This window comes from Hyphomonas sp. CY54-11-8, from assembly GCF_000682735.1.
GTDB lineage: Bacteria > Pseudomonadota > Alphaproteobacteria > Caulobacterales > Hyphomonadaceae > Hyphomonas.
On record NZ_AWFD01000010.1, the window covers coordinates 1 to 14,246 of the forward strand.

Here is a 14,246-nt window from a genome sequence, read left to right on the forward strand (position 1 = left end):
TCGACGAAGACGAGGATGATGAGGAATACGACGAGGACGATGAGTCCGACGAGTATGACGAGGAAGAAGACGACGAAGAGTCCGAATATGAAGACGACGACGAAGCCGAGGAATATGACGACTCGGACGAAGAGGAGTCCGGCGACAAGGTGGAAGAGATTGCCGCTTCAGAAGAAGATGACGCCTCCGACGATGAACCGCATGTCCGCTCGTCCGGCCTGACGCGGGAGAACCCGGTCGTCGATGCGCCGTCCATTGGCCCGAAAACGGCCGCGCGTCTTGAAGAAGCCGGCATCTACACGATTGGCGACCTGCTCGATTGCGATATCGAGGAGACGGCTTTCCTGCTGGACGTCCACTATATCGACTCCGAAACCCTGCGAGACTGGCAGGACCAGACGAAGCTGATGATGGAAGTGCCGGGCCTGCGCGTGCACGACGTGCAGATCATGGTCGGCGCCGGTATCCGCACCAGCAAGGAACTGGCTGAGGCGCCTGCGCGCACCCTGTTCCTTCTGGCCACGGAATTCCTGAACTCTCCGGAAGGTGAACGCGTCCGCCGCGGAGACGACCTTTTCATGGAAGAAGAGGTCGAAGAGTGGATCGAACGCGCCCGCGACGCGGCCTAGAGTGGCTCGAACTCTGACGTGAAGTGCCGCATCATCGGCGGTTCTTTCACGATTTTCAAACCGCCCAGCTGGTCCTTCGAAGTGGAAAGCTCCTCGAAGACTTCAACGATATAGTCGGCATGCGACTGGGTGTAGACGCGGCGGGGCATGGCGAGGCGCACAAGGTCCATCCGAGCAGGCTCCTCGCTGCCGTCCGGCTTGCGCCCGAACATCACCGTGCCGATCTCGCAACCGCGGATACCGCCCATCTCGTATAGCGCGCAGGCCAGCGCCTGGCCTGGATATTCCAGCGGTGGAATGTGGGGCAGGAAGGCGCGGGCATCCACGAACACGGCATGGCCGCCCGCCGGTTTCACCACCGGCACACCCATCGCGTCCAGACGCTCGGCAATATAGGCATTCGTCCGTACCCGGTAGCGCAGGTAATCCTCGTCGATGATCTCGGTGAGGCCTTGCGCAATGGCGTCGAGGTCCCGGCCTGCAAGGCCGCCATAGGTCGGGAAACCTTCGGTCTGGATCAGCAGGGTGCGGGCCCGTTCGGCCAGCGCATCGTCGCGCAGTGCCAGCCAGCCGCCGATATTGGCGAAGGCATCCTTCTTGGCGCTCATCGTCATGCCGTCCGCGACTTCGAAAATGTCGCGGATGATCGACTTGATGCTACGGTCCTGCTGGCCGGGTTCGCGCAGCTTGATGAACCAGGCATTCTCGGCAAAGCGGCAACCGTCGATGAAGAAGGACTTGCGATAGTGCTGGGCGATCTGCGCCGCGGCGCGGATGTTCTCGAGGCTCGCAGGCTGGCCGCCGCCGGCATTGTTGGTGATCGTCATCATCACGGCCGGAACAGAATCGCGTTTCTCGCGGAGCAGGGCTTCGAGCGCGTCCAGGTCCATATTGCCCTTGAACGGATGGTCAAGGGACGGGACCTTGCCTTCTGCGATGGGCAGGTCCACCGCCTCGGCGCCTGCCGCTTCGATATTACCCCGCGTCGTGTCGAAATGGGTGTTTGACGGGATAATGTGCCCCGGCCTTGCGATCAGGTTGAAAAGCAGGTGCTCCGCCGCCCGGCCCTGGTGGGTCGGGATGATGTGCTCGAAGTTCATCAGGTCACGGACCGCTGCTTCGAACCGGTAGAAGCTGGGCGCGCCGGCATAACTCTCGTCACCCGTCATGACGGCGCCCCATTGGGCCGCGCTCATGGCGGAGGTGCCGCTGTCGGTCAGCAGGTCGATGATCACGTCATCGGAATGCAGTTTGAAGAGATTGTATTTCGCCGCCTTCAGCAGGTCCGCACGTTCTTCGCGCGTGGTCATGCGGATCGGTTCGACCGATTTGATGCGGAAAGGTTCAATAATGGTTTTCATTTGGCTCACTCCGGGCTTGTTAAAAGTCCTGGAGGTTGCCCGAAGGCTTCGCGCACAGGACTTATCCTGCGCCGCGGTTGCCTCGCCTTGGTGACGCGACCGCGCTCAGCGCCTGTTGCAATGGAAATCCGATATCAAGGGCTTTTGCGGTTTTCAAGATGCCGCGTTGCTGCCGCGCGGCGAGAGGCCGGCACTGCGATAAATTGCGTCGATCACGCGCATGTTTGCGACGGCATCCTCGCCGCCGGTCAGTGGCCCGGCCCGCCCGGCGAGCACATCCACCATATGTGCCAGCTGGTGGTCATAGGTGCTGTCACCGGGGATGGTCTCCGTCCGTTCCGGCTGGCCGTGCTGCTGCAGGATGATCTTGTGCCCGTGAGACGGGTGGATCGGATTGTTGAAGGTCAGCGATCCTTTTGTGCCCTCGACATGCAGCTGCAGCCGACGGGAGACCGTCTCCGCCATGGACGTCATGATCGACGCGGTGACATCTCCCGGGAACACCATACGTGCGTGAGTCGAGATATCGACGCCCGGTTGGTCGCAATGGCATTCGGCCGAGGCCACCGACGGCTCGGCGCCCGCCATGGTCCGCACCATGTGGACGCAATAGGTGCCAAGATCCATCAGCGCCCCGCCACCTGTTTCCAGCGTGTGGCGTAACTCGCCCGGCCGGTAGGGAATGGGCACCGAGAAGGCCGCCTCCATGGACAGGATCTTCCCGACATGCCCGCTGCGGATGTGGCCGAGCGCATGGAGGAAGGCAGGGTGGAAGCGGTAGTGGAATGCCTCCACCAGCGGCCGGCCCATTTCTTCCGCGGCGCGCGTCATGGCCATGGCCTCGTCGGCATTCATGGCGAACGGCTTCTCGCACAGCACGGCCTTGCCGGCTTTCAGGGCGGCGACGGTGAGGTCGGCATGCCGGTTCGGGGGCAGGGCGTTGTAGATCAGGTCCACATCGTCCCGGGCGATCAGCGCGTCATAGCTCTCCGCCACATGCTGGATCCCATATTTTTCGGCATAGGCGGCGGCGCGCCCGGCATCGCGGGCAGCCACGGCAACAACCCGGCAGTCCGTCCGGCGCCGCGCCGGTTCGATGATGGCAAGCGGCGCAATCTTCGCCGCGCCGAGTATACCGATCCGGATCATGCCTGGCCCCTTCTTCAGGCACGCATAGTGGCAATGCGGGGCTGGTTCGTAAATCAGCGCGCAGCCAGCAGCGCGGATATTCTTAACAAGACCCTGCTGCAATCTTCAGAATTTCACCGATCCGGTAACCAAACAGAAAGGCTGTCGCGAGTTAATGGAACATCCCAAGGCCGTTAATCTTAGGAGTGCCTACGCCAATGATGAATGATCTTACGGCGCACATCGCTAAAACGAGCGGCCTTGCGGACCCTATTGCCAAGCAGGCCCTCGGTATCGTGCTCAATGCCGCCGAACGCCAGGCTTCGCCTTTCGCCACAGCCATGTTCACGACCATTCCCGGGGCACGCGCACTTTCAGCCCGCACGGGCAGCGAGCTCGGCGCCCCGGTCGGCGAAATCGCCCGCATGATTGAACAGACGCCGGGCGGCAAGCGCCGCGTCGCGCGCGAGATGATCACTGCGCTTCATGCCATCGGTCTCGACCACAAGCATATCGGCGCGCTGCTGCCGGCGATCTCGGCCCATATGGAAGAGGTCCACGGCCTGACCGGCTTCGGCCATCTGGGGGACCTTGTCGGCTCCGATCTCGATGGCAACATCACCGCCGACGACAGCGACACCAAGGCGGCTTAAGCCTCTGAAAATACGAAAAGAAACGCCGCCTTGACCGGGTGGCTTTTCTTTGCCTGAGGAAATCTTGCATAGCCGGGTGATCCAGCCACCGGATTGCCGCGTAACAGGCCCGATACGTCTGGTGTCCCCCCACCCCAGCAAGACGTGTCTATTTACCCAAGGGCCAGGCCGCCAAATCACCCTCCCGGCAGCCTGGCCCTTTCCCTTCGCGCTTTGCCTGTTTATGGAAGGGCGAACGAACAGGGGAAATTCACTCATGACGGCGACTGCGACGCTTCAGGCGGATGAGAAACTTGCGCTCGATCTGATGGCAGCCATCCGGACGGCAGCCGAAACGCTTTGCGTGCCGTCTCATGTGGACCTGGTCTCGGTGACCGTGGATGTCTCCGCCCGGATCGAGGACGCTTCGAAAGCCAGCTTCGAGAGCCGTATCGACCGGCGCACCCGCACCATCCTCTTCGCGGGGGGCTCGGCGACGGTCAATGGCACGATCGTGATGACCGCGACGGCCGTCTATTCCATACGCCCGGCCTGAACTGCCCGCCCGTCGAAGGCGCCCTCGGGCAGGGTATCGAGTTCGTTACGGATACGGGGCAGGGCCTCAGGGTGTTTGTCCTGAAGCCAGATGATCATCTTTTCACGAATGAAGCAGCGCAGGTCCCATGCGTCGGGGGAATTCTTAGCGCTGGCTAATGCGCGTATGCGGATTGTGTTCATGCCGGTATCCGTCACCTGCAGGTTCACGACATCACCGTCCCATAGCGGTGTCGCGCGGCAGATTTCGGCCAGCTTCTCCCGCATTTCGGAAACCGGCGCGCGATAGTCCAGCGACCAGAACACGCTGCCGATGATGTTCGCAGATTTCCGTGTCCAGTTCTGGAAGGGCTGTTCGATAAAATAGGAAAGCGGAACGATCAGGCGCCGCCAGTCCCAGATGCGGACAACGACGTAGAACAGGCCGATCTCTTCAATCCAGCCCCACTCGTCTTCCAGCACGACTGCATCGTCCAGCCGGATCGGCTGGGTGAAGGCGATCTGCAGGCCGGCGATCAGGTTTGACAGCATCGGCCGGGCCGCGATGCCGACCGCGATGCCCGCGATCCCGGCAGAGGCGAACAGGCTGACCCCGAACTGTTTCACGCCCGGGATCAGCGTCAGGGCCGCAGCGACGGTGACCACGCCGACCGCGACAACCCAGATGCGGCGGACAACGTCCAGGCGGGTCGCGGATTTCCGGGCTTGCAGATTGTCGGCCTCGTGAAAGTTCAGCTTGGCCAGACGCCGCTTGATCAGCCCGTCGACCAGCGTGCCGATGGTCCAGCCGGTGGCGGCGATGAAACAGATGGAGGCCAGCACATCCGGCCAGTCGCCGAGCTTCTCCCAGTCGGGCGTCAGGCCGGTGTGCGGGACAGTCAGGATGGCCGCGCCAATCAGGACGAACAGGGCAGGCGGCCGCGCGCGCTTCAGCCAGCGGATACGCATCGCCCGCTTCAGCTTTTCGCGCTTCGAGCGGTCGTCGGTCTGTTTCGCGTTAACCTCGCCGGCGATGACAGGGCTCCTTCCGGTGACGTGTCTTATACGTCCGGATACGCGAAAGGGTTGCGATGGTTCAACAGCCGCCCCCGCGTTTCCTGCCGAAACGACGCTGGCGGGCAGGGATTGGGCGTTATTTCACCCGTTTGGCGCGGAAGGCCAGGCCGCCGTCCAGCTTCATCTTGTAGCTGCCGAGCGCGGCCTGGTAGATGCGGGCTTCCTTCTGGCCACGCGGATTGACCCCTTTGTCGTCCGTCTGTTCCCACACCTGGCCATTTTCAAGCGTGATCACCAGGGCGCCGCGCCGGCCACCGATGGACTGGATCGGAAAAGTGACTTCCTTCAGCTCATCCGATTTGGACTTGCCGCTCTCGTCCTTGCTGCCAAAGGCCAGTTTGGGAAGGGACGGGATGGAGAAACCGAAACTGTCGCGCTTCACTTCCTCGACTTCCTTGCGGGTGAAGGTTTTCACTTCGCCGGCTTCTTCTGCTGCTTTCAGGCGCCCGACGGCCGCATCATAGCAGGTCAGCCGGTCTGCATCGGCGACAATGTCCTTACAGGCATAGACGTCGGACGTGGACACGTCCTCGGCCAGGGCCGGCATGGCGGCCAGGCTGATGGCGGCGGCGATGAGGGCGATCTGGCGTTTCATGGCGGCGTTCCTCGGAATGGTGGGCTTTCGCGCCCCTTTGAGGCCCATTTCTGGCAAATCCGGACAGGCTCGGGAAGGGGAGGCCGCAGTTTGCGGCAAACTCAGCTTCCGTTCATTCAAATTCAGCAAAGTCTTTTCATTTACGTCGCCATCTGGCAGCAAACGATCCAAGATTGAGACCTTTTAGGAGTATGTGCATGATCTTCTCCCGTATGCGGGGCCTGATGGCCACCGGCGCTCTGGCCCTTGTCCTGGCTGCCTGCGGAGGTGGTGGCGGCGGATCTGCCAGCGATGTGCCGACACTGCGGCGCGGTATTTCGGCCAAGGTCGATACGCTCGATCCGCACAAGTCTTCGGCTCAGTGGGAGAACATCATCATTGGCGACATGTTCATCGGCCTGACCACCGATGGCGTCGATGCCCGTCCGGAACCCGGCATGGCGACGAGTTGGGAAACCAGCGAGGACGGCCTCGTCTGGACCTTCCATCTCGGCGATTACTACTGGTCCGACGGCAATCCGGTTGTGGCGGATGACTTCGTCTACGGCCTGCGCCGCATCCAGTCCCCGGAAGTGGCATCGCAATATTCCTCGCTGCTTTACCTCATCAAGAACGCGGCGCCGATCAATGAAGGCAAACTGCCGCCGGAAGAGCTTGGCGCCCGCGCCATCGACGACAAAACGCTGGAACTGACGCTGGAATATCCGGCGCCTTACCTGCCGGGGCTCCTGTCGCACTACACGACCTATCCGGTGCCGAGCCATGCGATCGAGACCTATGGCGATGCCTGGATCCAGCCGGACAACATCGTGGTGAACGGTCCGTACAAGCTGGTTTACTGGCGTACCGGCGACCAGCTGGTGGCGGACAAGAATCCGACCGGCTTTGGCGCCGAGGATGCCTGCTTCGACCGCGTGGTCTATTTCGAACTGGAAGACCTGACTTCGGTCGAGAACAAGATCCAGGCCGGCGAACTCGACATCAACAATGCGTTCGATGGCGCCCGTCAGGCCGAGATCGAGGCCAAGCTGCCGGGCTGGGTCCGCACCACGCCGGCGCTTATCACGACCTACTGGACGTTCAATTCCTCAATCGCCCCGTTTGACGATGTGCGCGTGCGCAAGGCGCTGTCCATGGCGCTCGACCGGGAGTTCATGGTGAAAAGCGTGCTGACACCGGGCTATGTGCCGGCCTATTCCATGGTGCCTCCGGGGATCGACAATTACGACACGCTGCGCCCGCACGTGGAATGGGAAAACATGCCCCGCCAGGAGCGTCTCGCCGAAGCCAAGCGCCTTCTGGAAGAGGCCGGTTTCGGCCCGGACAACCCGCTGGCGTTCGAATACATCCACCGCTCGACGGATGACAATCCGAAGGTCGCGCCGGTCGCGCAGGCCAACTGGGCCGAGATTGCGCCATGGGTGAAGCCGACCATCATCAAGCAGGATACCAAGGTGCTTTATGCCCGCCTGCGCCAGTCGGACTTCCAGGTGGCCGACGCGGCCTGGGTCGCGGACTTCGATGATCCGATCAACTTCCTCTACCTGCTGAAATCCGACACCGGCCAGCAGAACTACGGCAATTACAACAATGCGGAATATGACGCACTGCTGCAGCGGTCGAATGCGGAACTCGACCTGAAGAAGCGGGCCGAGACCTTCGCTGAAGCCGAAGATCTGATGTTGAACGACTATCCGATCACGCCGATGTGGTTCCAGGTTACCAAGAACCTCGTTGACCCGGATCTGACCGGCTATGAGGACAATGCCAAGGACCAGCACCGTTCGCGCTTCATGTGCAAGAATGGTATCAAACCGGCCGAATAGGCGTCGCTGAAAAGAGGGAAGCGGCATGAGCCACGACATGGAAGCGGCCGGGGCTGCGGCCCTTGGCGGCCTCACCTCTGGCGACCATCATCCGGTCACGCAGGGCGAGCCCTGCCGGAACTGCGGCGGGCCGGTTGACGCGCGCTACTGTTCGCGCTGCGGACAGCTGGCGTCGAACTTCCACCGGCCCTTTTTCAGCCTGGTCATGTCCAGCCTGGCGGACACGTTCGCGCTGGACAGCCGGCTGTGGCGCTCGGTGCCCTTGCTGCTGTTCCGGCCGGGCCGGATGACGCGGAACTATCTGGACGGAAAGCGTGCGCGCTATGTTCCGCCGTTCCGGTTGTTCCTGCTGGCGTCGGTCCTGTTCTTCCTCACCGTGTTCGGCCTGGGAGAGCGGCTCGGCTGGTACCAGAACTGGGAGCTCAACCCCGGATCGGCCGTGAGCATGTCCGAAGAGGAACGGGCGCAGGTGAAGGCGGCCGTTGAGAAACAGCTCGCCGATGAGACGCTTGACCCCACAAGCCGCGCCGGGCTGGAAATTGCCCTCAAGAACCTTGAGTCCGGCTCAAGCATTCCGTTCATGAACGAGGAAACCGGCACGGTGGACCGGGATGCCCTCAACGAGATGATTGACCTGACCACAGATGAGAATGCCTCGCCGGAGGAGGTCGAGACGATCAGGGGGGCAGGGGAGCGGCTCGCCAATGTCCTTGAAAACCAGGACCGGTTTGGCGCCCGGATGCGGGAATGGGCGCCGCGTTTCAGCCTCATGTTCATGCCGCTTCTGGCGCTGATGCTGACGGTCATGTATGCATGGCACCGCAGGGTTTACGTGTATGATCACGTCATCACGGCGCTGCATTTCCAGACCTTTGTTTACAGCCTGTTGACCCTGTTGCTGCTCGTTGGGGCGTTTTTGCACGTCGGCGCTGGCTGGTTGTCCGCGATCGGGATCGTCTGGGGCGTCTGGTATCTCCACCGCCAGCTCCGCGTGGCCTATGGAACCGGCTTTTTCATGGCGGCGCTTCGTACCTCCATTTTACTGATTCTGGGCATAACCGTGCTGTTTCTGCTGGCGCTTGGGCTGGTTATCCTCAGTTTTCTCCTGACTTGACGGGGTTTGCCTCGCAAACTGAGGCAAATAAACCACACCCCACTTCTTTCGATGACAGAACGGTAACAGCACGTTGACGCTGACGTGACGTGAGCCTTATCGATATGCCCAAGTCCGGATTTCAGGGGTCCGGGCACGCGCTTGTCCTCAAGCGCAGTTCAACTTTTGGAGGTAATATAGTGAACGGGAAATCCATGAAGTCCCGCCTGCTTGCTTCGTCCGTTATCGCGGGTGCAGCATTTATGGCGCAGGCGAGCATGCTCGCCGTTGCCCAGGAAGCAGACGAAGCAGTCGATACCGTGGCACCGGCCGCGGAAGACGCAACCGCACGCCAGGAAACGGTGTATGTCACCGGTTCGCGCATCGCGCAGCCGAACATGACCACCACCAGCCCGGTGACCTCGGTTTCCGCAAACGACGTGAAACTGCAGGGTGTGACGCGCGTCGAAGACCTTGTCACCCAGCTGCCGCAGGCTTTTGCCGCACAGAACTCCACCGTTTCGAACGGTGCCACGGGTACGGCAACGGTCTCGCTGCGTAACCTCGACCTCGGCGGCGATGCTGTTCGTACGCTGGTCCTGGTTGACGGCAAGCGCATGCCGTACGGTTCGCCGAACGACCCGGCAGCCGACCTGAACCTGATCCCGGCCCAGATGATCGAGCGTGTTGACGTCCTGACGGGCGGCGCCTCGGCTGTCTACGGTTCGGACGCCATCGCCGGCGTTGTCAACTTCATCATGAAGGACGACTTCGAAGGTGTGCAGATTGATACCCAGTACGGTTTCTACCAGCACAACAACGACTACGACACGAACGGCTCGCTCCGCGACGTGATCGCTCAGCGTTCCGTTGGCAACCCGGCGCAGTTCGCTCTGCCGGACGACAATGTCGATGACGGCTACTCGAAAGAGATCACCGCCATCATGGGCGTCAACACCGATGACGGCCGCGGCAACCTCACCGCATGGCTCGGCTATCGGAACAACGACGCCGTCCTTCAGGGCAACCGTGACTACTCCGCTTGTGCAGCAGGTCTCGATTCTGACACCGGCGACTTCACCTGCGGTGGTTCGTCCACGTCCTATCCGGGACGCATCACGGACTTCAACTCGTTCAACTACTCGCTCGACCTGGCCACCAGCGACTTCATCCCGTGGTCCAGTGCTTACCAGTACAACTACGGTCCGCTGAACTACTACCAGCGTCCGGACGAGCGTTACACTGCCGGCTTCAACGGTCATTACCAAATCAATGACTATGTCGAAGCCTACACCCAGTTCATGTTCATGGATTATCAGTCGAAGGCCCAGATTGCGCCTTCCGGCAACTTCTTCGTGACCCAGGGTGTCAGCTGTGACAACCCGCTCCTGTCGTCCAACCAGCAGGCTGGTCTCTGCGCCATCGACCTGGTTCCGGACATCATCGACGATCCGGATACCGCTGACGATGAAGTTGCAGACTTCATCGCCGGCTTCGAAGATGCCGCTGTCGGTCAGGCCTGGGTGGACGCAACCCTCGGCATGCAGAACGCCATCACGGGTAGTGCGCCGAGCCTCGCAGGCGACGGTTCGCTCGCTCTGACGCCGTTCGACGGTGTTGTGCCGGCTTACTTCGGTCGTCGTAACGTCGAAGGTGGTGGCCGTACCGATAACCTCGGTTACCAGACCTACCGTGGCGTTGTTGGCCTCCGTGGCGACCTGTACAAGGCTCCGGGCTGGTCCTATGACCTGTCTGCGTCCTATGCTCAGGTGACCCTGGCTCGTTCCTACACCAACGAATTCTCCGTGACGCGCCTGAACCGCGCCATGGACGTTGTTGCGGATCCGGACTCGGGTGAACCAGTTTGTCAGTCCGTGCTTGATGGCACCGATCCGAACTGTGTGCCGTACAATGTGTGGACTGTTGGTGGCGTCACCGACGCTGCGCTGAACTACCTGCAGGTTCCGCTGCTGCAGAACGGTACGACCGAGCAGAACATCGTTACCGGTGTCCTGACCGGTGACTTGGGCCAGTATGGCTTCCAGTCCCCGTCGGCCAATTCCGGCCTGCAGATCGCTATCGGTGCTGAGTACCGCCGCGACTCCCTGGAATCGATCACCGACAACTCGTTCGCAACGGGTGATGGTGCTGGCCAGGGCGGCCCGACGATCGGTCTTTCCGGTACTGTGGATGCTTATGAAGCCTTCACGGAATTCCAGATGCCGCTGATCGAAGGAAAGCCGGGTGTCGAGCTTCTGTCGGTCGAAGGTGCTTATCGTTACTCCGATTACTCGACGGGCATTTCGTCCGACGCGTACAAGATCGGTGGTGACTATGCTCCGACTTCGGACATTCGCTTCCGTGCCAGCTATCAGAAGGCTGTTCGTGCGCCGAACGTCGTCGACCTGTTCGAAGCCCAGGGCTTCAACCTGTTCGACCTCGACGATGACCTCTGCGACTTCACTGATCCGGCCGGTGACGGCACCGCGACTGCTTCAGCTTGTATCGGGTCCAACCCGTGGCAAGTGAACGCTGCTCAGGCCAATTCCGGTGCTCTGGAATCGCCTGCTGGTCAGTACAACTACCTGCAGGGTGGTAACCCGGACCTCGAGCCGGAAGAGGCTGACACGCTGACCGTTGGTTTCGTGGCAACGCCGTCCTTCCTGCCGGGCTTCTCGGCATCGGTCGACTACTACAGCATTGAGATCTCCGACGCGATTTCGACTGTTGGTGCGTCGGTCACCATGCAGCTCTGCTACCTGCAGGGCGATATGGATGCCTGTAGCAAGATCCAGCGTAACGCCAACGGCCAGCTCTGGGTTGGCACCGGTAACGTCCAGGACCTGAACGTGAACATCGGTGGCGTTGAAACGGCGGGTGTTGACCTTGCGATGGCTTATGGCTTCGACATTGGCAGCTACGGTTCGCTGAACCTGTCGATGAACGGCACGTACCTCGACAAGTTCGACGTCGACCCGGTCGGCAACGCAGCATACGCCTATGACTGTGTCGGCAAGTACGGTAACGACTGCTTCACTCCGACTCCGGAATGGCGTCACCGCGCTCGCGCGAACTGGGTCACGCCGGTCGATGGTCTCAACGTCTCGGCAACCTGGCGTTACATCGGCTCCGTGGATCTCGATACCGGCGCAACGGGCCGTGTCGACTCCACGCTGGACGCTCAGAACTACATCGACCTGGCTGGCCAGTGGGCCGCGAAGGACTGGGTGGCATTCCGCTTCGGTGTGAACAACGTGCTGGATGAAGATCCGCCGCTGTCCGCTTCGACGGGTACGACGGGTAACGGTAACACCTACCCGCAGAGCTACGACGCTCTGGGCCGCTACTTCTTCGTCGGCGCGACGTTCGACTTCTAAGTCGGCTCGCCCAACGGCAAAATCGGGAACGGCGGTCCTTCGGGACCGCCGTTTTCTTTTTGGCGTTTTCTTTTTTGGGGCGCAGGGGGAGACGCCGGAAAACGGCGCGCCAGGGACCGCTATTCACGGTCCATATATTTCGTATTCATCGGATTGTTCATGGTCGACTGCGGCCGGTCTATCCAACCGGTCAGCGGGTGGCGCCGTGTCAGTCTTCTGCGCGCCAGCGGGCATAGATCGCCGTCGGAAGCAGGCGGTCGGAGTCTTTCTGGGGCAAGGCCATTTCGCCCATCTCCATCGTGCCGCCATACGGCTTCAGCCGGTCGGCGAGGGCCTGCGCGAGGGCGAGGTAAGACAGGCGGACCGCATAGGCCGTGAGGATCACAAAGCGAGGCTGGTCGCTCAGCAGATCCCGTACAGAGTCCAGTAATTCCGGAAGGTTTTCCTCGAACTGCCAGGTCTCTTTCTTCGGGCCGCGGCCGAATTTCGGCGGGTCCAGGATGATGCCGTCATAGCGATTGCCGCGGCGGATTTCTCGGGCAGTGAACTTCATTGCATCGTCGGCAATCCAGCGGATCGGCTTGTCGTCGAGGCCGCTGAGGGACTGGTTTTCCTTGCCGAAACCGTTCGATTTGGGGCTCGCATCGAGGTGCACGACCTCCGCGCCGGCAGCGGCGCAGGCGAGCGACATCATTCCGGTATAACCGAACAGATTCAAGGCCTTGACAGGGCGCCCCGACGCGCGGATCTGCACCTGCGCGAAGCGCCAGTGGACCGAATGCTCCTGGAAAACACCCATGTGGCGGAAGGCGGTGCGCCGGGCATTGAAGGTGAGGTCGTTCCAGCGCATCGGCCACGTGTCCTGCGCCTTAGGGGAGAGGACCTCCCAGTTGCCGGACCCGTCTTCATCATTGTTTTTGCTGGAGAAACGAGCGTCCGCGCGCCAGGTCTCCACCGGGCGGGCCGGCTCCCAGAAGGCCTGCGGGTCGGGACGGATCACCGTCTGGCTGCCGAAGCGCTCCAGCTTCTGCAGGTGCCCGGAATCGAGCAGGGCGTAGTCTTCCCAGTCGTCGGCGACCAGCAATTTCGTCTCAGTTTTCATTGGAAATCCCGCTGCCGCCAGGCTTCGTAGACCATGATCGCCGTGGCCTGCGCAAGGTTCAGACTGTCGGCTCCGCCGCGCATTGGGATAAGGACGAGCTGGTCGCAATCGGCTTCGACATCGGCGGGCAGGCCGGCCTGCTCGTTGCCCATCAGGATGATCGTATCCTGTTGCAGATCCACCTGATCGTGGCGGGCGGTGCCGTTTATGGAGGCAGCGACGGAGGCGATGCCGGCCTTGCGGCGCCAGGCTTCGAACGCTTCGTACGATGCGGTGGCGAATGGCATGTCGAACAGCGAGCCCATGGAGGCGCGCACGGCCTCGAAGCTGTAAGGATCACAACAGGTTCCGACGAGGATCACCCCGTCCGCCCCGGCGCAATCGGCGGTGCGCAGGATGGTGCCGAGATTGCCCGGATCGCGCACTTCATAAAGGGCGACGAAAAGCGACTTCTGCGGACCAATGCGGACTTCCAGCTGATCAAGCGTGACCTGACGCTGCTTGAACGTTGCGATAACGGACTGGGCGTTGTCCTTGTGCGTGATCTTCGACATCAGTCGTTCCGGCACCAGTACGACCCGCGCGCCGGCAGCCTCCGCCTTGTCGGCGAGAGCGGCGATATGCGGGCGGTCCGCGACTGCTGCGGCGACGACCAGCGTGTCAGGCTGCCAGTTATTGGCGAGGCCCTGTTCCACAAGGCGTGCGCCTTCGGCCAGGAACAGGCCGCTCGCCTGGCGTTCCTTCTTCCGCTCAAGGCCTTTCAGCGACTTGATCAGCGGGTTTGACGGGGAGGTGAGGGTTTCTGGCGGGCGTTTCATGCGTTGTGGATCGCGTGCGGCGGACTCTTGCGACGGGTCCCTGAATAGGGCATCCCATCACAAAGGGAATGCCT

At 61.6% G+C, this 14,246-nt stretch carries 12 protein-coding genes; 6 read left to right on the forward strand and 6 right to left on the reverse strand.

Going from position 1 to position 14,246, the window contains the following annotated elements:
• Nucleotides 1–629, forward strand: a 629-nt coding sequence (locus HY17_RS19315; RefSeq protein WP_155843565.1) for a DUF4332 domain-containing protein, incomplete at its 5' end; no start/stop codon positions are given.
• Here HY17_RS19315 and HY17_RS08145 read toward each other — a convergent pair.
• Both HY17_RS08145 and HY17_RS08150 read right to left on the reverse strand, forming a co-directional pair.
• Nucleotides 626–1,990 carry a tryptophanase gene (locus HY17_RS08145; RefSeq protein WP_034765632.1) on the reverse strand — a complete coding sequence of 455 codons (1,365 nt, stop codon included), beginning with the start codon at nt 1,988–1,990 and terminating at the stop codon, nt 626–628. The two genes, HY17_RS19315 and HY17_RS08145, sit on opposite strands and share 4 nt — an antisense overlap.
• A 153-nt stretch (nt 1,991–2,143) precedes the next feature.
• Nucleotides 2,144–3,139, reverse strand: coding sequence for a Gfo/Idh/MocA family protein (locus HY17_RS08150; RefSeq protein WP_034765635.1), 996 nt, complete (start codon nt 3,137–3,139; stop codon nt 2,144–2,146).
• Nucleotides 3,140–3,336: 197 nt separating this feature from the next.
• Between HY17_RS08150 and HY17_RS08155 the strand changes: the two genes are divergently transcribed.
• On the forward strand, nt 3,337–3,771 hold the full coding sequence (locus HY17_RS08155; RefSeq protein ID WP_051599838.1) for a hypothetical protein: 435 nt from the start codon (nt 3,337–3,339) through the stop codon (nt 3,769–3,771).
• A gap of 256 nt (nt 3,772–4,027) precedes the next feature.
• On the forward strand, nt 4,028–4,306 hold the full coding sequence (locus HY17_RS08160; protein ID WP_034765638.1) for a hypothetical protein: 279 nt from the start codon (nt 4,028–4,030) through the stop codon (nt 4,304–4,306).
• Here HY17_RS08160 and HY17_RS08165 read toward each other — a convergent pair.
• Nucleotides 4,285–5,253, reverse strand: coding sequence for a mechanosensitive ion channel family protein (locus HY17_RS08165; RefSeq protein WP_051599839.1), 969 nt, complete (start codon nt 5,251–5,253; stop codon nt 4,285–4,287). The two genes, HY17_RS08160 and HY17_RS08165, sit on opposite strands and share 22 nt — an antisense overlap.
• Before the next feature lie 184 nt (nt 5,254–5,437).
• Nucleotides 5,438–5,956 (reverse strand): hypothetical protein, encoded by a 519-nt coding sequence (locus tag HY17_RS08170; RefSeq protein WP_034765640.1) that lies wholly within the window; start codon nt 5,954–5,956, stop codon nt 5,438–5,440.
• 197 nt (nt 5,957–6,153) lie between these two features.
• On the opposite strand from HY17_RS08170, the gene HY17_RS08175 reads away from it, so the two are divergent.
• The 3 genes from HY17_RS08175 to HY17_RS08185 all read left to right on the forward strand — a co-directional run bounded on the left by HY17_RS08175 (nt 6,154) and on the right by HY17_RS08185 (nt 12,252).
• Entirely contained in the window at nt 6,154–7,782 is a 1,629-nt protein-coding gene (locus tag HY17_RS08175; RefSeq protein WP_034765716.1) for a peptide ABC transporter substrate-binding protein, read from the forward strand.
• Between the two features lie 25 nt (nt 7,783–7,807).
• Nucleotides 7,808–8,896: a DUF3667 domain-containing protein gene (locus HY17_RS08180; protein WP_034765642.1), complete on the forward strand. Its 1,089-nt coding sequence runs from the start codon at nt 7,808–7,810 to the stop codon at nt 8,894–8,896.
• 179 nt (nt 8,897–9,075) lie between these two features.
• Nucleotides 9,076–12,252: a TonB-dependent receptor domain-containing protein gene (locus HY17_RS08185; RefSeq protein ID WP_233348712.1), complete on the forward strand. Its 3,177-nt coding sequence runs from the start codon at nt 9,076–9,078 to the stop codon at nt 12,250–12,252.
• A gap of 208 nt (nt 12,253–12,460) precedes the next feature.
• On the opposite strand, the gene HY17_RS08190 is transcribed toward HY17_RS08185, so the two are convergent.
• Both HY17_RS08190 and HY17_RS08195 read right to left on the reverse strand, forming a co-directional pair.
• A complete protein-coding gene (locus HY17_RS08190) occupies nt 12,461–13,354 on the reverse strand; it encodes a class I SAM-dependent methyltransferase (RefSeq protein ID WP_034765645.1) in 894 nt (297 codons plus the stop codon).
• Entirely contained in the window at nt 13,351–14,172 is an 822-nt protein-coding gene (locus tag HY17_RS08195; RefSeq protein ID WP_034765648.1) for an RNA methyltransferase, read from the reverse strand. The genes HY17_RS08190 and HY17_RS08195 overlap by 4 nt, the downstream gene beginning before the upstream one ends.
• Nucleotides 14,173–14,246: the final 74 nt, after the last annotated feature.

What these genes read in the sequence shown, in the direction of transcription:
- HY17_RS08145 (WP_034765632.1), bottom strand. Translation starts at nt 1,990, where the DNA reads ATGAAAACCATTATTGAACCTTTCCGCATCAAATCGGTCGAACCGATC.
- HY17_RS08150 (WP_034765635.1), bottom strand. Translation starts at nt 3,139, where the DNA reads ATGATCCGGATCGGTATACTCGGCGCGGCGAAGATTGCGCCGCTTGCC.
- HY17_RS08155 (WP_051599838.1), top strand. Translation starts at nt 3,337, where the DNA reads ATGATGAATGATCTTACGGCGCACATCGCTAAAACGAGCGGCCTTGCG.
- HY17_RS08160 (WP_034765638.1), top strand. Translation starts at nt 4,028, where the DNA reads ATGACGGCGACTGCGACGCTTCAGGCGGATGAGAAACTTGCGCTCGAT.
- HY17_RS08165 (WP_051599839.1), bottom strand. Translation starts at nt 5,253, where the DNA reads ATGCGTATCCGCTGGCTGAAGCGCGCGCGGCCGCCTGCCCTGTTCGTC.
- HY17_RS08170 (WP_034765640.1), bottom strand. Translation starts at nt 5,956, where the DNA reads ATGAAACGCCAGATCGCCCTCATCGCCGCCGCCATCAGCCTGGCCGCC.
- HY17_RS08175 (WP_034765716.1), top strand. Translation starts at nt 6,154, where the DNA reads ATGATCTTCTCCCGTATGCGGGGCCTGATGGCCACCGGCGCTCTGGCC.
- HY17_RS08180 (WP_034765642.1), top strand. Translation starts at nt 7,808, where the DNA reads ATGAGCCACGACATGGAAGCGGCCGGGGCTGCGGCCCTTGGCGGCCTC.
- HY17_RS08190 (WP_034765645.1), bottom strand. Translation starts at nt 13,354, where the DNA reads ATGAAAACTGAGACGAAATTGCTGGTCGCCGACGACTGGGAAGACTAC.
- HY17_RS08195 (WP_034765648.1), bottom strand. Translation starts at nt 14,172, where the DNA reads ATGAAACGCCCGCCAGAAACCCTCACCTCCCCGTCAAACCCGCTGATC.